We start from the raw sequence: 17,528 nt of genomic DNA, 5'->3' as shown, positions 1-17,528 counted from the left end.
TTTTTTCCGTTCATAAAACATGGAGGAATTAATATGAAAAAATCGGGAATTTTATCTGTTTTGCTCGCTGGCTTGCTTTATGCGTGTGGAGGGCAATTCGCGATTGCCGCCGAGCAAGTAAAAGATAAAGTCGCTAAAGCAGCCAGTACTACCAGCCATTCTTCACCAGAAAAGCAATTACAGCAACAGGACGCTTTGAAAGTAGAAGAAAAGGGAAAGGTGAATATTAATACTGCAAGTGCTGAAGAGTTAGCAAGAGCATTAAATGGTATTGGGGTAAAAAAAGCACAAGGAATTGTTGAATATCGAGAAAAACATGGTGCGTTTACTGCGGTGGAACAATTGCAGGAGGTTCAGGGAATCGGGCCAGTTTTTATTGAACGAAATAGAAGTAAGTTGAGTTACTAGTATATTATCTATCATCCTCATTCATGATTTTTTTGTGAATGGGGATGTTGTGATCAAGGTTGCAAATAAATCACTTTAATTAGTGTGAATTTTTTGTTTTGCTATTGTGAAATCAACCTAGTCAGACGAGTGACTTTAACATAAGGCAATATTATGAGTTCAATTATAAAAGTTCATGGTTATCATATAGATTTGTTTCAACATGTGAACAATGCTCGCTATTTAGAATTTCTGGAAAGTGCTCGGTGGGAATGGTTGCATAAGCATTCTGTAGTGGAATGGATACAGAGAAACAATGTTGGGTTTGCAGTGGTCAACATTAATATTAATTATCGTAGTTCAGCAGTTCTTGGCGATGAATTGGAAGTGGATTGCCGATTGACGGAACTGAGGAACAGAAGTGGTGTATTTTCTCAGGAAATCATACGTAGAAGGAATAATCAACTCATTGCAGATGCTAAGACTACGTTTGTCTGGATTGATAGAAAGACACAAAGAGCATTATCTATTGAAGGTGAATTACGTGAAATAATGGGGGCTTTGGTGAAAACAGGGCAATGAGAGGGAAAGGCTCTCATTGCCATTTGGATTAAACTAGATGTGTTTTTGCTTTCATTTCAGTCATTATTTTCTCCGGAGCATTCAGATATTGTTCTAATCCGTTAGCTCTGAGATGACAAGCTGCACATGTACCACATCCATTACCTTGAATGCCGTTGTAGCAAGTTAGTGTCTGACTACGAACAAAGTCTAAGTGCTGGTAGTAGTCGGACAATGCCCAAGTTTCCGCTTTGTTGAGCCACATCAATGGAGTTTCAAAACGGATATCACGGGCAATGCCAAGGCTTACAGCTTTGTTCAATGCCTTGACAAATTCATCACGGCAATCAGGGTAACCGGAGAAATCAGTTTCGCATACGCCAGTAATAACTGCTTCGGCTTCAACTTGATAAGCATATATAGCAGCCAGTGTCAGGAACAAAATATTGCGGCCAGGGACAAATGTACTGGGTATGGCACTTTTTTCGCTTTCACTGTGGTCGGGGACAGGGATGTTATCACGAGTCAGACTGCTGAGAGCCAGTTCATTAAGTAATGTGACATCCAGTACTTTATGTGCAACAACACCAAGAAAATGGCTGACATTACGTGCAACATCAATTTCGGCACGATGGCGCTGGCCATAATCAAAAGTGACACAATGTACTTCGTCATATTGATTAATTGCCTGAATCAGGCAGGTAGTGGAATCTTGTCCCCCACTGAATACAACAACAGCTCGTCTCATTGTAACATCCTCATTGGAATAAAATGGTTATGTTACTTATAACTACGGAAATTGGGTAGTTGTTTGAGATAAGGAGAGATATCGCCGATGTTATTTTTTACCCAATCTGGATTGTAATAAGTATCGAGATAACGTTCACCACTGTCGCACAGTAAAGTTACTATTGCACCTTGCTCTCCACGCTCATGCATTTGGTTAGCAAGCAGAAGCGCTCCCCAGACATTAGTCCCCGTAGATGCGCCAACTTTTCTGCCTAGTAATTTTTCCAACCAGTAAATTGTTGCAATGCTGGCGCAATCGGGTATTTGGATCATGTCATCAATGACTGAGGGAATAAAAGAAGGCTCTGCTCGAGGGCGGCCAATACCCTCAATCTTGCTGCTATAATTGCCACGAATATCACAGCAATTTTGACGGTAATAGTCATAAAATATAGAGTTTTCTGGATCGACAACAATTAGTTTAGTGTTATGCCCTTGGTAACGGATATAGCGTCCTAAAGTTGCAGAGGTTCCCCCAGTACCAGCGCTCATAACGATATAATCTGGTTCAGGAAATGGTTCCATTTGCATCTGGCGAAAAATACTTTCAGCAATATTGTTGTTACCTCGCCAGTCTGTTGCTCGTTCGGCGTAAGTAAATTGATCCATATAATGACCATTTAGTTCTTTCGCTAGTCGTTCTGATTCGTCATATATTTGTGCTGAATGGTTAACAAAATGGCATTTACCACCATAAAATTCAATTTCCTGAATTTTACGTTTCGCAGTGTATGAGGGCATAACAGCAATAAAAGGTAGCCCAAGCAGGCGGGCAAAATAGGCTTCGGATACAGCAGTGCTACCCGATGAGGATTCAATAACCGGGGTACCTTCCTTTATCCAACTATTACTCAGCGCGTAAAGGAATAAAGAACGAGCAAGCCTATGTTTCAAACTGCCGGTTGGATGGGTGCTTTCATCTTTTAGATATAAATGGATACCTGGAAAAACTGGCAAATTAAGGCGGATAAGATGAGTATCAGAGCTGCGTTGATGGTCTGCTTGAATCTCTCTGATTGCCTTGGTGGTCCAACTGTGTGACATTAATTATTAACTCTATAATTTAAAAATAATTGGCAGCGGGTAGATTAACTTGATACTGGGAGAAATAGATTGTTATTTTTCTTAATATGTGGTTTCTTTATGGAAAATTTTTCTATAAGAGGTAGCTATGTTGGATAAAACAGACCGCAAGTTGCTTAAGTTACTACAGAAAGATTGTAGTCTGTCTCTGAATGCATTGGCGGAAGCTGTTAATCTTACCTCTACTCCTTGTTGGAAACGGTTAAAACGACTTGAAGATGAAGGCTATATCGTTGGTAAAGTTGCTTTGCTTGATAGCGAAAAATTAGGATTAGGGCTGACAGTGATTGTTATGATCAGAACTCAGCAGCATAGCAGTGATTGGTATGAGCAATTTGTTGCATTTATAAAGCAAATGCCAGAAGTCCTAGCTTTTTATCGTATGGCTGGTGAATGTGATTATTTAATGCACGTAGAAGTTGTGGATATGAAAAGTTATGATCTTTTCTACAAGCGTATGGTTAATGGTGTTCCGGGGTTGATTGATGTGACATCGAGTTTTGCAATGGAAAAAATCAAATACACTACAGCATTGCCGATACCAGATTAACCAATTATTAATCTATTGCGTTAATTCAATTATTCTGAGTGTCGTTCAACATTTCTACTATCTATTTCATTTCGGGATATACACGTGTGAGATTGTTTTCTCAATTAAGTTGGTACTTCCGTAGCGAGTGGCGTCGCTATCTTGGGGCAGTAACTCTGCTTATTATTATCTCTATTCTACTACTCATTCCTCCATATCTGGTGGGTGTAATCGTTGATGGGATCAGCACTGCGTCTATGTCATTTTACCAATTGATGGTGTGGGCGGGAGTTATACTGGTTATCGCATTGATTGTCTATATCTTGCGTTATATATGGCGTTTATGGTTGTTTGGGGCGTCATATCAATTAGCCGTTAAATTGCGGAATAATTTTTACCAGCAACTTAGCCGACAAAGCCCTGAATTTTATTTGCGTCACCGCACAGGGGATTTAATGGCTCGCGCTACTAATGATGTGGATCGTGTAGTGTTTGCTGCGGGTGAAGGTGTGCTTACGTTAGTTGATTCGCTAGTTATGGGCTGTGCAGTGCTAATTATGATGAGCATACAAATTAGTTGGCAATTAACTTTACTGTCTTTGTTACCTATGCCGATTATGGCAATCATTATTAAACGATATGGTGATCAACTTCATCGTCGCTTCAAATCTGCACAAGGCGCATTTTCTGCTCTGAATAACCAGGCTCAAGAAAGTCTGACCAGTATTCGTATGATTAAGGCGTTTGGCCTTGAAGATCTGCAATCAAATCAGTTTGAACAAGTTGCCGTGGAAGCTGGTCGTAAGAATATGTATGTTGCTAGGGTGGATGCGCGATTTGATCCGACAATTTTTATTGCTATCGGTATGTCAAATTTACTGGCTATCGGTGGTGGTGGTTGGATGGTGTTAAATGGTGTTTTAACACTCGGTGAGCTCACTAGTTTTGTGATGTACCTTGGCTTGATGATTTGGCCAATGTTGGCATTGGCATGGATGTTTAATATCGTTGAACGGGGAAGTGCCGCTTATAGTCGTATCCGTAGCTTGTTGCAGGAGCCTCCGGTCATTAAGGATGGTATTGGCAATTTATTGCCTGAGCGCGGTATTCTGGATGTGAATATCAAAGCGTTTAATTATCCGCAAAGTAACAAAACTGTTCTTAGTCAAATTAATTTCCAGTTATTACCTGGACAGTTATTAGGGATCTGTGGTTCAACTGGTTCAGGTAAGAGCACATTACTTGCGCTGATACAGAGACAGTTTGATGTGACTGATGGAGAAATTCTTTTCCAATCGCTCAAAATTGCAGATATCAGGTTAGATGAATGGCGAGCACGATTTGCTGTTGTCAATCAAACCCCCTTTTTATTTTCAGATACTGTTGCCAGGAATATCGCTTTGGGACGTCCTGATGCAACACAGGAACAGATTGAAGAAGTTGCCCGTCTTGCCAATGTTCATGAAGATATTCTTCGTTTACCTGAGGGGTATCAGACAGAAGTAGGCGAGCGTGGGGTAATGCTTTCTGGTGGGCAAAAGCAGCGTATTTCCATTGCGAGGGCATTACTTTTAGATGCCGAGATTTTGATTCTGGATGACGCTTTATCTGCGGTTGATGGGCAAACTGAATACAATATCCTACAAAACCTCAGTCAGTGGAGGCAACAACGGACGGTTATCATTAGTGCCCACCGTCTGTCTGCATTAACTGAAGCGGATAATATCCTGGTGATGCAGCAAGGTTCTGTTATACATCAGGGACGGCATCCGCAACTGGCAGAGCAGCCGGGATGGTATCGTGATATGTATTATTATCAGCAACTTGAAGCAGAATTGGATGGCGAGGAAACAGCAGAAGGGGATAAAGATGACTAAAGTTCGTCAATTGTGGCCGTCTCTGAAGCGTCTGTTGGTTTATGGAAAAAATTATCGTAAGCCGTTGGGGCTGGCTGTACTCATGTTATGGGGGGCTGCAATTGCGGAAGTCAGTGGTCCGGTTCTCATTAGTTATTTTATCGATAATATGGTTGCAACGGGTAATATGCCTACTAGAGTGGTTATCGGGCTAGCTATAACTTTTATTGTTCTGCAACTGATTACGGCGGCGTTACACTATTTTCAGGCTTTATTGTTCAATCAAGTGTCAGTTGATGTGGTTCAGCAGCTTCGTACTGATGTGATGAATGCAGCATTGCGCCAGCCTCTGAGTGCTTTTGATAATCAACCGGTAGGGCAGTTGATTTCCCGTGTAACGAATGACACCGAAGTCATTAAAGATCTTTATGTTAATGTAGTTCCATCGGTATTTCGCAGCATGGCATTGATTGGTACGATGCTGATTGCTATGTTTATGTTGGAATGGCGTATGGCATTGATTGCAATTCTTATTTTTCCTGTCGTATTGATTGTTATGGCAATATATCAGCATTTTAGTACACCCATTGTCCGCCGGGTACGTAGTTATTTGGCTGATATTAATGATGAGTTTAATGAAGTCATTAATGGAATGAGTGTTATTCAGCAGTTCCGGCAGCAGGCGCGTTTTGGTGAACGTATGTTGTTAACCAATCGGGCCCATTATCAGGCGAGAATGCAAGCGTTGAGATTAGATGGGCTTTTGTTACGCCCATTATTGAGTTTGCTATCTGCTATGGTACTGTGCGGTCTTATCGTGTTGTTTGGAATTAGTGGGCCAGGGGCGATTGGTATCGGGGTATTGTATGCTTTTATTAATTATTTGGGGCGGTTGAATGAACCTCTTATTGAGCTGACATCTCAGCAATCGATTTTGCAACAAGCTGTCGTTTCTGGCGAGAGAATATTTGAATTAATGGATAGCCCTCAACAAGGTTATGGTATGGATGGTCAGCCACTATCCAGTGGTCGAATTGATATAGAAAATGTCAGTTTTTCCTACCGGCATGGAAAAATAGTTTTGCAAGATATTAACTTACAGGTTCCGGCTCATGGTTTTGTTGCTTTGGTTGGTCATACTGGTAGTGGTAAAAGTACGCTGGCAAATTTGCTGATGGGATATTACCCGTGGCAGAAAGGGGAAATTTATCTCGATGGCAGGCCTGTATCATCTCTGTCTCATTCGGTATTACGCAATGGTGTGGCAATAGTTCAGCAGGACCCGGTTGTTCTTGCGGACTCTTTCTTTGACAATATTACGCTTGGTCGGAATATTTCAGAAGAGAAGGTTTGGCAAGTACTGGAAACGGTTCAATTAGCTGAGTTAGTACGTACATTGCCTGATGGACTTCATACTATCTTGGGAGAGCAGGGTAATACGTTGTCAGCCGGTCAAAAACAATTGCTTGCTATGGCGAGAGTGTTAGTGCAAACGCCACAAATTTTGATCCTTGATGAAGCGACTGCAAATATTGATTCTGGTACGGAACAGGCGGTACAACAGGCTTTGAGATTGATTCGTCAACAAACAACATTGATCGTGATTGCTCATCGTCTGTCTACCATTGTGGAGGCTGATACTATTCTGGTGCTGCATCGTGGTGCAGTTGTTGAACAGGGATGCCATCAACAATTATTTGTGAGTCGTGGACGTTATTATCAGATGTATCAGTTGCAACAAGTAGGTGAGACATTAAATGAATGTGGCACAATCTCTGAGAAAGAGGTGTTAATTTAATCAAGCTTGCACTAATTCGGTGCACTCACGGGAGAGTATATTCGCTGCTCTCCTCCCTTCTTAATTCTCCATAATTTTTACTCTCTTCATTATTCTTTGATTTTTATATGTTTTTAATTTCTGGCACACCCTTTGCTATTTCCTTATTGAAAACATAATAGCAGGATGGAAGGGGGATATATGAAGCTCATTACGACAATTATAAAACCATTCAAATTGGAGGATATTCGGGAAGTTCTTTCTGGTCTTGGTGTTCAGGGGTTGACCATAACAGAGGTAAAAGGATTTGGGCGTCAGAGAGGACATGCGGAGCTGTATCGTGGAGCTGAATATAGTGTCAATTTTTTACCTAAAATAAAGATAGATATTGCTGTAGCAGATGAATTGGTTGAGGAGGTCATTCATGCTATTCAGCAATCAGCTTTTACTGGAAAAGTTGGCGACGGTAAAATCTTTGTCATTGAATTACAACAGGCTATTCGTATTAGAACAGGAGAAACTAACGATGCGGCACTGTAACTCACTGATAGAGAAGATAGATATGAAAAGGCAATTCTCAGTGGCTGCCAGTGTTGTGGCCAGTTGTGTACCATCATTATCTCAGGCTGCGGAAGGCGTTGTTGATAAAGCGGATAATGCTTTTATGATGATTTGTACAGTGCTTGTTCTGTTTATGACCATTCCGGGAATTGCTCTGTTTTATGGTGGATTGCTACGGAGTAAAAACGTTTTATCGCTAATGGCTCAGGTCATGGTGAGCTTTGCTTTAGTATGTGTGTTGTGGGTGATTTATGGTTATAGCCTGGCTTTTGAGCCAGGGAATGGTTTTTTCGGTGGTTTTAGTCAAGTGATGCTAAAGAATTTGGCATTCACTGACTTAAGTGGCAATTTTTATCAGCTAATTCATGTGGCATTTCAGGGCTCTTTCGCTTGTATCACTGTTGCTTTGATTATTGGCGCGTTAGGGGAGCGTATTCGCTTTCCGGCTTTGTTAGTTTTTACTGTGTTGTGGCTGACATTTTCTTACTTGCCTATGGCGCACATGGTTTGGGGGGGAGGTGTGCTTTCACAAGATGGAGCATTGGATTTTGCTGGTGGTACGGTTGTTCATATTAATGCTGCTGTAGCTGGATTGGTTGGTGCTTACTTACTGGGAAAACGTACTGGCTTTGGGAAAGAAGCATTTAAACCGCATAACTTGCCGATGGTCTTCACGGGCACTACTGTGCTCTATATTGGTTGGTTTGGTTTTAATGCTGGTTCTGCTAGTGCTGCTAATGAGATAGCTGCTTTGGCATTTTTAAATACCATTGTGGCGACTGCCGCCGCTATCCTGTCATGGGTTTTTGCAGAGTGGCTTTTCCGTAATAAACCGTCTCTTTTAGGGGCATGTTCAGGCTGTATTGCTGGGCTGGTTGGTATTACACCTGCGGCAGGAATGGTTGGTGTTGGTGGTGCATTAATCATTGGCCTGATTGCGGGTTTTACCGGACTTTGGGGGGTGGTGGCCTTAAAACGGTGGTTACGTGTTGACGATGTGTGTGATGTATTCGGCATACACGGCGTATGTGGGATCGTAGGTTGCCTTCTAACAGGGGTTTTTACGGCTAAATCTTTGGGAGGGATCGGTTATGCAGAGGGTATAACCATGTTGGGACAAGTTGGTATTCAGGCTTTTAGTATACTGGTTTGTGTGATTTGGTCAGTCGTTGTTGCCTTTATTGCTTTTAAAATAGCAGATCTGTTGGTAGGGCTGCGGGTTACGGTTGAAATTGAAAGGGAAGGGTTGGACATTAATTCTCACGGAGAGAGTGCTTATAATTAAGTTGTAATATAAAAGGGCAGCAATAAGGCCATAAAATGTAATGTTGGTTTCTTAGTTTGCTGCCTTACTCATTTATCTATTGCGTTTCCTAATCAGACCTTCCTGTACAGTGGAAGCAACAAGTATCCCTTCACGATTATAAATCTGTCCCCGAACAAAACCACGGGCACCGGAAGCTGAGGGACTATCTACAGCATATAGCAGCCAGTCATCTAGTCTAAACGGGCGGTGGAACCACATAGAATGGTCAATTGTTGCTATCTGAATATTTTTCTCAAGGAACCCGACACCATGTGGCTGTAATGCTGTTGGCAGAAAGTTAAAATCGGAGGCATAGCCAAGCAGATATTGATGAATAAAAGGATTATCAGGCATATTGCCGTTACTGCGGAACCAAACATAGCGTATAGGTTCTTCTGGTGGACAATTGAATGGACTGTGATATTTTACGGGTCTCATTTCTAACGGGCAGGGAAAAAGAAGCGTATTCTGCATCTTCTGTGGCAGCAGATGCGACATTTTTTTCACAATTTCATCCTGAGGGATAAGTTCTTCTGGATAGGGTACATCCGGCATTATATTTTGGTGTTCAAAACTTTCTTCGTGACTTTGAAATGAGGCAGTCATATAAAAGATAGGTTTACCATTCTGTATTGCACTAACTCGCCGGGCACTAAAACTTCCTCCATCCCGCAAAATCTCAACATCATAGACGATAGGCTTGTGACTGTCACCGGGGCGTAAGAAATAGCTATGGAAAGAGTTGCCCATTCGGTCATCGACAACGGTTTGTTTGGCAGCATACAGTGCCTGACCAATCACTTGTCCTCCGAAAACCTGAGGAAAACCGAGATCTTCGCTTTGCCCTCGGTAAATACCTTCCTCAATTTTTTCCAATTTCATCAAATTTATCAGATTCTGTAATGACTTGCTCATAATATGCCTTTGTTTTCTATTAGGTTATCGAGAGTACAAGGGATGATTATTGTCTCATTAATAGATGATTAATAAATAACTAAATTGTAAATGTTTTAAGTCCTAACAGCGGTGCAATAAAGAATGTGAGATTTATTGGCGTTTTATGTTCAAATTTTTAATCTATAATTCAAATGATTTAGATTTAATGATTTGATATTTCAATTTATTTTAATATTTATATAGATTAGTTAATAATGGAGGAATGTGTATGAAATTATGGCAGTTACCCGCTGGCGTATTACTAGCGGTTGCTTTGGTTGGGTGTAATGTCAAAGGTGCTGAGGTAGCAGATACTCAGGTGGAGCAGATTGAAAATCTAATGAAACGGTCTTTTGTTGAAGGTAATATTAATATACTACAGCGTATAGCATTGCCAGCAGATGCTGTTCTGACAGTGGCGTTATCTGATGTGTCTTTGGCTGATGCGCCTTCAGTTACTCTGTCTCAGAAGGTAGAGCGTTTAGGTGGGAAACAATCACCTTTCCATTTTGTTTTGCCTTATCAGCCAAACAAAATTAAGCCGAATGCACGCATTGTTGTCAGAGCTTCTGTTTCGCTGCATAGCCGCTTGATGTTTGTTACAGATACAGCATATGAAGTGATTAATAATGGGAAGACTAAAGATGTCGAAATTACGTTGAAAGCCGTTAGATAATACATTTCCTTATTGTATTGATTTGCAATGTGCAATAAACCAGCATTCGGGCCTGCTTGTCTTGCTATTTAAGTAGGTATGAATGATAATGGCGACGCTTTAGAGTTAAAGCAACACGTCACAATGGGGGCTCTGTTGGTTCTCCCGCAACGCTAACTTGTTAACTTGGTCAGGTCCGGAAGGAAGCAGCCATAGCAGGGGATGTGTGTGCCGGGATGTCGCTGGCAGAGCCCTCGCCAATTTCATTGGTAACCTAATAAGCCGATAGCACTTTACCGGCTCGGATCACTTTCTATCTGATAAAGACTATTTTAGCGAACATATTTCCATACTGAAGGTGGAATTCTATCATACAGTTTATTCATGGTCAGCTCAGCTAGGCGATGATCCGCAGCAGAGTAGAATAGTTCAAGTTCATCTCCTGAAAGTTCATATTTGTTCTTTTCAATCACACGTTCCAGTGTATCAATCGTGGTGCATTTTCTTAAACGCATCAGATAATCAGTTTTAGTCATAATCGCCTTTCTTATTTAACATATATAAAAAATTATTGAGGGAAATATTCAATCAAATTTTGCTCAAGGAGCAATTTAAATCCTGTAACAGGACGCTGGTTAAGCGTTCATTAGTTTTTTTACCATTCCATAAGTTTAGAAACGCTAATCTTAATTTGTTTCTAAACAAAGTATAACTATATGTATTATCAATACATTTATCAATTCAAGTGAGAAGGCTGAAATCATCAGAATATTTTATTTTAAAGTACCAAACGAAAGTTGATATGTATTCAATCTATTTGTTTAGCTTTAAATTATCCTGAGATGTAGAAGCCATTTTTACAACCAGTCTCATCTCTGTGTACTCTACACTAGAAGTACTTCTCGCCTTAGATTTTCACATAAGCATTCTAATTCATCAATGTTATGTCATCTTGAGTGAATATTCATCCATGCTATGTTGATCTTGCTGTGTATGCCATTACTTAATTTTTTTGAGTTAAACACTAAGCATATACACGTAAAATAAAATTTTTTTCAAGAGATTATTATTATGTATCTATAATCGTTCTTTGGGATTATTTATCTTTTCTACAGATGGCTCTGATTCGCTTCTAGTAAACCAGAATCAGCTCTTAACAAAAATTCATACCTTAACTCAATAAACTATAAATAGCGGCTAGTATGTGTGAGTGAATATGTAGATTTATATAAAACAGTATTACCCTCAGATACCAGTAACGGCAGATTATAGCCTGATGGCTACAATAATCAATGAATATAACATCATTATTACATAAGTCACTATGTGCTGGTATTGTTTTTTGTCATTTAGTGTAAAAAAAGATAAAGTAATTTTTGTCCGACAAATTTTATATTAATTTTATTAAAGTCACTAATGCTTGGATTTTTAAAGCTATTTTATACTCATAAGTGGTGATTATAATTAAATTTAAACGAAATTACTTAAATATTAAGCGGATAGATTAATGATCAGAATCTTATCAGATGGAAGCAACGATTATATTTAAGAAGGCCGATTTGACGGCCTTCTGGTTATTGTTGGTAGCATTTAGTGAGATTCTGATGCGGGTTCAATCTCCTCAGCTTTCTTACTGAAACGTCGTCTTATAACCACAAAGAATACCGGCACGAAAAAGATGGCTAGCGAGGTTGCTGCAATCATTCCGCCTAATACCCCAGTACCCACTGCGTTTTGAGAGCCGGATCCTGCACCATTACTCAGTACTAGGGGGATAACACCTAACATAAATGCTAGTGATGTCATTAGGATTGGGCGAAGACGCATTCTTACCGCATCTAGCGTAGCTTCTATCAACCCCTTGCCCTCTTTTTCCATCAGGTCCTTGGCGAATTCAACGATGAGTATCGCGTTCTTAGCTGACAAACCGATAGTGGTCAACAAGCCAACTTTAAAGTAAACATCGTTATCCAAGCCGCGGAATGTTGTTGCTAACAAGGCTCCAACGATACCTAATGGTACTACTAGCATAACTGAGAATGGAATTGACCAGCTTTCATACAGTGCAGCCAGACAGAGGAATACCACTATCAATGATAATGCATATAGAGCTGGGGCTTGATTACCAGACAAACGTTCCTGATAGGACATACCTGTCCAGTCGAAACCGATTCCATTTGGTAGCTTAGATGCCAGCTCTTCCATTAGGGCCATTGCATCACCGGTACTTTTACCCGGAGCGGCTTCACCCAGAATTTCCATTGATGGTAAGCCGTTGTAACGTTCCAGACGTGGTGAACCGTAGGTCCAGGGTTCTTTGGACGTGTCTGTAAAGGCAGAGAATGGAACCATTTCACCCTGTTTGTTACGGACATACAGCTTGTAGATGTCACTTGGCAACATACGATAAGGTGCTTCCGACTGAACGTAAACTTTTTTGACACGACCGCGATCAATAAAGTCGTTCACATAGTTACTACCAAACATCGTGCTGAGTGTTGAGTTAATATCAGCGATGGAAACACCGAGAGCTTCAGCTTTTTCCTGATCAATTCTGAGCCGATATTGAGGGGTATCTTCCTGACCATTAGGACGAACACCTACTAACATATCTGGATGCTGTTGTATCATGCCAAGTAATTGATTACGGGCTGCTGTCAGTTTGTCATGTCCAAGGTTTGCTTTATCAATTAATTCAAAATCAAAGCCAGTTGCTGAACCTAACTCTACAATTGCCGGGATGTTAAACGCAAAAACCATACCTTCTTTGATTGTCTGGAAGTGAGCACTAGCCCTGGCAACAATAGCAGGTACTTTGTTTTCAGCCCCCGGACGTTCACCCCAGTCTTTCAGGCTTATAAATCCCAACCCAGTGTTTTGACCTTGCCCACTAAAACCAAAGCCACTGACAGTAAATACAGAAACCACACGATCTTTTTCTTCTGTATTGAAGTAATCGCTTACTTTATCTAGAACTTTTTCTGTTTGTTCCTGTGTCGCCCCCGCAGGTAATTGAACCATTGTCAGCAATACTCCCTGATCTTCTTCAGGAAGAAAAGAGGATGGTAAACGTGTGAACATGACGGCCATACCTGCCACCAGGAATACATAAATTACCAGATAACGGCCTGTATTACGTAGAATGCGACCAATGCTGTCAGTATAGTGGTGGGTACTTTTGTCAAATATGCGGTTGAACCAGCCAAAGACGCCGGTCTGCTTACCATGGCTACCTTTGGCAATGGGTTTCAACATGGTAGCACATAGAGCTGGTGTCAGGATTAATGCTACCAGCACAGACAATACCATTGCAGATACGATAGTGATCGAGAATTGACGATAAATTGCACCGGTTGAACCGCCGAAGAAGGCCATTGGGATAAATACAGCAGACAGCACCATTGCAATACCAACTAAGGCGCTTTGGATTTGTCCCATTGATTTCCTGGTTGCTTCTTTTGGCGATAGACCTTCTTCCTGCATAACACGTTCAACATTTTCTACAACAACAATGGCATCGTCTACCAGTAAGCCAATGGCAAGAACCATAGCAAACATGGTTAATGTATTTATTGAATAGCCAAATGTAGCGAGTATTGCAAATGTTCCTAAGAGTACGACTGGAACTGCAATGGTTGGAATGAGTGTTGCGCGGAAATTTTGGAGAAATAGGTACATTACCACGAACACCAGCATAATTGCTTCAACCAGTGTTTTTACCACTTCGTTAATAGAGATTTTAACGAATGGTGTGGTGTCATATGGATAGACGATTTTCAGCCCGTGAGGGAAGAAAGGTTCCATATTGTTTAGCGCTTCTTTTACTGCTTTGGATGTATCCAAAGCGTTAGCGCCTGTCGCTAGTTTGACACCGATACCCGCAGCAGGTTTACCGTTATAGCGGGCAATGATGTTGTAGCTTTGTGCACCTAGTTCCACCTTTGCTACATCTTTCAGACGGACCTGAGAACCGTCAGTATTGACGCGCAAGAGAATATTACTGAACTCTTCCGGTGAAGTTAGACGTGTTTGAGCAATGATCGACGCATTCAGGCGTTGACCTGGAACCGGAGGGGTTCCCCCTAATTGACCGGCGGCTATTTGGTTATTTTGCGCTTTGATTGCATTTATTACATCCAAAGTCGTCATCTTGTAGTTAACGAGCTTGTCAGGATTTAACCAGATACGCATGGCATACTGGTTACCGAAAAGCATTGTATCACCTACACCGGTTACGCGACTTAAAGGGTCCTTGACAGTTGCACCAACGTAGTCAGAGATATCGTCCTGTGACATTGAACCATCTTCAGAGATGAATCCGGCAACCATCAAGAAAGAGGTCGTGGACTTATCTACACGTATACCTTGCTGTTGCACTTCTTGTGGTAACAGAGGCATAGCGAGTTGTAGCTTGTTTTGCACTTGTACCTGTGCAATATCGGGATCAGTACCGGCCTCAAAGGTTAGTGTGATATTCATGTTTCCAGCAGAATCACTGTCGGAAGACATATAAACTAGGTTATCGATACCATTCATGTTCTGTTCGATAACCTGAGTCACTGTGTTTTGCACAGTGGTGGCATCTGCGCCGGGATAAGTTGCAGAGATAGAAATCGCCGGTGGTGCAATAGTAGGATATTGCGCTACGGGTAATTTCATAATTGCCAACAGCCCAGCCAGCATGGTGATAATTGCGATTACCCATGCAAAGATTGGCCGATCTATAAAAAATTTAGGCATGAATCACTGACTCCTATGAATCCTAAATTAAGACTTTTTCGCAGGTTCAGCTTGGTTCGCAGCAGGTTTTGCATTTAAGTCCACTTCTTCTGCTTTAACCGGGATGCCGGGTTTAATTTTTTGCAAACCAGTAACGATGACCCGATCACCTGCTTTCAGACCGGAAGCTACTAGCCATTTATCACCAATAGCTTGGTTGGTAGTGATAACGCGCGGTTCGACTTTTTCGTCTGCACCAACCACCATGACAGTAGCTTCACCACGAGGTGTACGGGTAACTCCTTGCTGAGGAACCAGTATTGAATCCTGGCGAATACCTTCTTCCAATTTTGCACGAACAAACATGCCTGGAAGTAGCTCTTCATTTGGGTTAGGGAATATTGCACGGATAGTGATAGAGCCTGTTGTTTCATCTACAGTAATATCAGAGAATTCTAAGTAACCTGTTTCACTGTAGTTTTTACCATTTTCCATGATTAGGTGAACTTTAGCCTTATTGTCCTCTTTCTGCACAATACCTTTAGCGATTTCATTTTTAAGACGCAGATAATCATCACTTGACTGAGTGACATCCACATAAATTGGATCCAGTTGTTGAACAGTTGTCAGTGCTGTTGGTTGACCAACAGAAACCAGAGCACCTTCAGTTATCGTAGATTTGCCGGAACGACCACTAATCGGCGCTGTAACTTTGGTATATGCCAAATTGATACGGTTGGTCTCTACGACCGCTTTTGCTGCCTGTACTATAGCATCCGCTTGTGCGTAGTCGGCGCTGGCTTTATCAAATTCCTGTTGACTAACATAGTTTGTACCTAACAGTGATTTATATCGGTTCGCTGTCAAGCGTGTGATCTCTGCATGAGCCTGAGCTTTTGCCAAATCAGCTTTAGCACTGTCATAGGCAGCCTGGTAAGTTGCTGGATCTATCTGATATAAAGAAGCGCCTGCTTTTACATCGCTACCTTCTTTATAATTTCGTTTCAGAATTATACCACTTACTTGTGGACGAACTTCTGCAATGCGGAAGGCTGATGTTCGGCCTGGAAGTTCCGTCGTGACCATCAGAGGTTCAGTTTTCAGCGTCACGATACCGACTTCAGGAGCCTGTTGGTTCCCAGCAACTTGCTGAGAGTCTTTGTCGTTACATCCTGAAAGAGCTAAGCTGCCTGAGAGTACCAGTACTGTAGCCAGAGGCAAAACTCCCCTGTTTATTCGCATAAGTAAACCTCAATATTTTTAGATGTTGACCCTTCAATCCGTAAAACCATTACTCCATTAATAACAGCATGCTATAATACAAACATACGTGAATGTATGTAAATCCATTTTAGGTTAAAAATAGAGTGTATGGCACGAAAAACTAAACAACAGGCTGAGGAGACCCGGCAACAGATTATAGACGCAGCTATAAAAGAGTTTTCTGAGCGCGGTGTCTCGGCTACTTCACTGACAGATATTGCCACAACGGCTGGGGTAACCCGTGGGGCAATTTACTGGCATTTTAAAAATAAAGTAGACCTGTTTTCCGAAGCCTGTAGAATAACAGATTCTAAGATTGACGAATTAGAAAAAGAGTATCAAGCAAAATATCCTAATAATCCACTCCTGATTTTAAGAACTTTAATCATCCATATCCTGACGTCGGTCGTTGATGATCCGAAAAACCGGCTATTAATGGAGATTTTTTTCCACAAATGTGAGTTTGTTGGTGAAATGTCTGCCTTGGTGGAAGTGCGTCAGGAACTGTGTGTTGCAGACTATGTTCGTATTGAAGAGTCTCTTTCTGGTTGTATTGCATCAGGCCAGCTTCCTTATAATCTTCATCTGCGGCGAGCGGCTATCATGTTAAGAGGATTGATAACGGGCTTGTTGGAAAATTGGTTATTTGCACCAGATAGTTTTGATATTCAGAAAGAAGCGGAGTCGTTAGTGGATAGTTTTATCGATATGCTTAAATATAGTGAGCATATGAAAATTGCTGAAAAATGAAGAACTAGAATAATAGAGGTGAATTCTATTTTGGTAATTGCTAACAATGTGGTTAATGGCCAAAAGTCATTATCTTATGCTCTTTGCTTATCTGCTGTTATATAAGGGATTAGACTGAGAAACTAAGCTGAAATTATTTCTAATATCAGATACTGCTGCCGGTTTTGTTAGAGAAGAGATCAAAGAAAGGCTATACCCTAAGGTAAATGTTGAAGATTCTGGTTGTGTAAAATGTACTGATTAAATTCGGCAAGTGTGGAGTAAGGGCTTGTAATATCAGTAAGTTGGAACTGATTGATAACGCTGAAATCAGTGTATTGATTGAATTTTCCCTACGGATTTTGCAGGTAGACACC

General features: G+C 41.1%; 15 protein-coding genes and 1 other RNA gene. 10 read left to right on the top strand and 6 right to left on the bottom strand.

The annotated features are described in order from the left end of the window. Positions 1 to 33 precede the first annotated feature (33 nt). Together PluTT01m_RS19880 and PluTT01m_RS19875 are read left to right on the top strand one after the other, a co-directional pair. Positions 34 to 408 carry a ComEA family DNA-binding protein gene (locus tag PluTT01m_RS19880; RefSeq protein ID WP_011148003.1) on the top strand — a complete coding sequence of 125 codons (375 nt, stop codon included), beginning with the start codon at positions 34 to 36 and terminating at the stop codon, positions 406 to 408. A gap of 153 nt (positions 409 to 561) precedes the next feature. After that, entirely contained in the window at positions 562 to 969 is a 408-nt protein-coding gene (locus PluTT01m_RS19875; RefSeq protein ID WP_011148002.1) for an acyl-CoA thioesterase, read from the top strand. Positions 970 to 997: 28 nt separating this feature from the next. On the opposite strand, the gene queC is transcribed toward PluTT01m_RS19875, so the two are convergent. Both queC and PluTT01m_RS19865 read right to left on the bottom strand, forming a co-directional pair. After that, positions 998 to 1,696 (bottom strand): 7-cyano-7-deazaguanine synthase QueC, encoded by a 699-nt coding sequence (gene queC / locus PluTT01m_RS19870; protein WP_011148001.1) that lies wholly within the window; start codon positions 1,694 to 1,696, stop codon positions 998 to 1,000. Between the two features lie 32 nt (positions 1,697 to 1,728). Beyond that, positions 1,729 to 2,781 (bottom strand): PLP-dependent cysteine synthase family protein, encoded by a 1,053-nt coding sequence (locus PluTT01m_RS19865; protein WP_011148000.1) that lies wholly within the window; start codon positions 2,779 to 2,781, stop codon positions 1,729 to 1,731. A 127-nt stretch (positions 2,782 to 2,908) separates the two neighbouring features. Between PluTT01m_RS19865 and PluTT01m_RS19860 the strand changes: the two genes are divergently transcribed. The 5 genes from PluTT01m_RS19860 (at position 2,909) to amtB (ending at position 8,828) form a co-directional block, all read left to right on the top strand. Further along, complete coding sequence (locus PluTT01m_RS19860) at positions 2,909 to 3,370, top strand: Lrp/AsnC family transcriptional regulator (RefSeq protein ID WP_011147999.1); 462 nt, start codon at positions 2,909 to 2,911, stop codon at positions 3,368 to 3,370. 86 nt (positions 3,371 to 3,456) lie between these two features. Then, positions 3,457 to 5,226, top strand: a complete 1,770-nt coding sequence (locus tag PluTT01m_RS19855; RefSeq protein ID WP_011147998.1) for a SmdA family multidrug ABC transporter permease/ATP-binding protein — start codon at positions 3,457 to 3,459, stop codon at positions 5,224 to 5,226. Beyond that, positions 5,219 to 7,003: a SmdB family multidrug efflux ABC transporter permease/ATP-binding protein gene (locus tag PluTT01m_RS19850; RefSeq protein ID WP_011147997.1), complete on the top strand. Its 1,785-nt coding sequence runs from the start codon at positions 5,219 to 5,221 to the stop codon at positions 7,001 to 7,003. The genes PluTT01m_RS19855 and PluTT01m_RS19850 overlap by 8 nt, the downstream gene beginning before the upstream one ends. Positions 7,004 to 7,183: 180 nt before the next feature. Further along, on the top strand, positions 7,184 to 7,522 hold the full coding sequence (gene glnK, locus PluTT01m_RS19845) for a P-II family nitrogen regulator (protein WP_011147996.1): 339 nt from the start codon (positions 7,184 to 7,186) through the stop codon (positions 7,520 to 7,522). A 22-nt stretch (positions 7,523 to 7,544) separates the two neighbouring features. Beyond that, complete coding sequence (amtB, locus tag PluTT01m_RS19840; protein ID WP_041381107.1) at positions 7,545 to 8,828, top strand: ammonium transporter AmtB; 1,284 nt, start codon at positions 7,545 to 7,547, stop codon at positions 8,826 to 8,828. A gap of 72 nt (positions 8,829 to 8,900) precedes the next feature. Here amtB and tesB read toward each other — a convergent pair whose 3' ends face one another. Further along, positions 8,901 to 9,764 carry an acyl-CoA thioesterase II gene (gene tesB / locus PluTT01m_RS19835; protein WP_011147994.1) on the bottom strand — a complete coding sequence of 288 codons (864 nt, stop codon included), beginning with the start codon at positions 9,762 to 9,764 and terminating at the stop codon, positions 8,901 to 8,903. Between the two features lie 250 nt (positions 9,765 to 10,014). Between tesB and PluTT01m_RS19830 the strand changes: the two genes are divergently transcribed. After that, positions 10,015 to 10,461, top strand: a complete 447-nt coding sequence (locus PluTT01m_RS19830) for a YbaY family lipoprotein (RefSeq protein WP_011147993.1) — start codon at positions 10,015 to 10,017, stop codon at positions 10,459 to 10,461. Positions 10,462 to 10,594: 133 nt separating this feature from the next. Next, positions 10,595 to 10,691: signal recognition particle sRNA small type (gene ffs / locus PluTT01m_RS19825), an RNA gene on the top strand. Between the two features lie 81 nt (positions 10,692 to 10,772). Here ffs and PluTT01m_RS19820 read toward each other — a convergent pair. From PluTT01m_RS19820 to PluTT01m_RS19810, 3 genes are all read right to left on the bottom strand, one after another. Continuing rightward, positions 10,773 to 10,976, bottom strand: a complete 204-nt coding sequence (locus PluTT01m_RS19820; protein ID WP_011147992.1) for an HHA domain-containing protein — start codon at positions 10,974 to 10,976, stop codon at positions 10,773 to 10,775. A 1,054-nt stretch (positions 10,977 to 12,030) separates the two neighbouring features. Beyond that, positions 12,031 to 15,180 (bottom strand): efflux RND transporter permease subunit, encoded by a 3,150-nt coding sequence (locus PluTT01m_RS19815; RefSeq protein WP_011147991.1) that lies wholly within the window; start codon positions 15,178 to 15,180, stop codon positions 12,031 to 12,033. Positions 15,181 to 15,207: 27 nt separating this feature from the next. Then, positions 15,208 to 16,401 carry an efflux RND transporter periplasmic adaptor subunit gene (locus tag PluTT01m_RS19810; RefSeq protein WP_011147990.1) on the bottom strand — a complete coding sequence of 398 codons (1,194 nt, stop codon included), beginning with the start codon at positions 16,399 to 16,401 and terminating at the stop codon, positions 15,208 to 15,210. Positions 16,402 to 16,530: 129 nt separating this feature from the next. Here PluTT01m_RS19810 and acrR point away from each other — a divergent pair, with 129 nt between their 5' ends. Beyond that, positions 16,531 to 17,172, top strand: a complete 642-nt coding sequence (gene acrR, locus PluTT01m_RS19805) for a multidrug efflux transporter transcriptional repressor AcrR (RefSeq protein WP_011147989.1) — start codon at positions 16,531 to 16,533, stop codon at positions 17,170 to 17,172. The last annotated feature ends 356 nt before the right edge of the window (positions 17,173 to 17,528 follow it).

Source organism: Photorhabdus laumondii subsp. laumondii (assembly GCF_003343245.1).
GTDB classification, from domain to species: Bacteria; Pseudomonadota; Gammaproteobacteria; order Enterobacterales; family Enterobacteriaceae; genus Photorhabdus; species Photorhabdus laumondii.
The sequence above is the reverse complement of the archived record's forward strand: the minus strand, read 5'-3'. Positions and strand labels throughout refer to the sequence as shown.

Excerpts from the sequence above, each read along its gene's own strand:
- glnK (WP_011147996.1), top strand. The coding sequence starts at position 7,184 with ATGAAGCTCATTACGACAATTATAAAACCATTCAAATTGGAGGATATT.
- PluTT01m_RS19820 (WP_011147992.1), bottom strand. The coding sequence starts at position 10,976 with ATGACTAAAACTGATTATCTGATGCGTTTAAGAAAATGCACCACGATT.
- PluTT01m_RS19880 (WP_011148003.1), top strand. The coding sequence starts at position 34 with ATGAAAAAATCGGGAATTTTATCTGTTTTGCTCGCTGGCTTGCTTTAT.
- PluTT01m_RS19810 (WP_011147990.1), bottom strand. The coding sequence starts at position 16,401 with ATGCGAATAAACAGGGGAGTTTTGCCTCTGGCTACAGTACTGGTACTC.
- PluTT01m_RS19860 (WP_011147999.1), top strand. The coding sequence starts at position 2,909 with ATGTTGGATAAAACAGACCGCAAGTTGCTTAAGTTACTACAGAAAGAT.
- PluTT01m_RS19815 (WP_011147991.1), bottom strand. The coding sequence starts at position 15,180 with ATGCCTAAATTTTTTATAGATCGGCCAATCTTTGCATGGGTAATCGCA.
- PluTT01m_RS19865 (WP_011148000.1), bottom strand. The coding sequence starts at position 2,781 with ATGTCACACAGTTGGACCACCAAGGCAATCAGAGAGATTCAAGCAGAC.
- acrR (WP_011147989.1), top strand. The coding sequence starts at position 16,531 with ATGGCACGAAAAACTAAACAACAGGCTGAGGAGACCCGGCAACAGATT.
- amtB (WP_041381107.1), top strand. The coding sequence starts at position 7,545 with ATGAAAAGGCAATTCTCAGTGGCTGCCAGTGTTGTGGCCAGTTGTGTA.
- PluTT01m_RS19875 (WP_011148002.1), top strand. The coding sequence starts at position 562 with ATGAGTTCAATTATAAAAGTTCATGGTTATCATATAGATTTGTTTCAA.
- queC (WP_011148001.1), bottom strand. The coding sequence starts at position 1,696 with ATGAGACGAGCTGTTGTTGTATTCAGTGGGGGACAAGATTCCACTACC.
- PluTT01m_RS19830 (WP_011147993.1), top strand. The coding sequence starts at position 10,015 with ATGAAATTATGGCAGTTACCCGCTGGCGTATTACTAGCGGTTGCTTTG.
- PluTT01m_RS19850 (WP_011147997.1), top strand. The coding sequence starts at position 5,219 with ATGACTAAAGTTCGTCAATTGTGGCCGTCTCTGAAGCGTCTGTTGGTT.
- tesB (WP_011147994.1), bottom strand. The coding sequence starts at position 9,764 with ATGAGCAAGTCATTACAGAATCTGATAAATTTGATGAAATTGGAAAAA.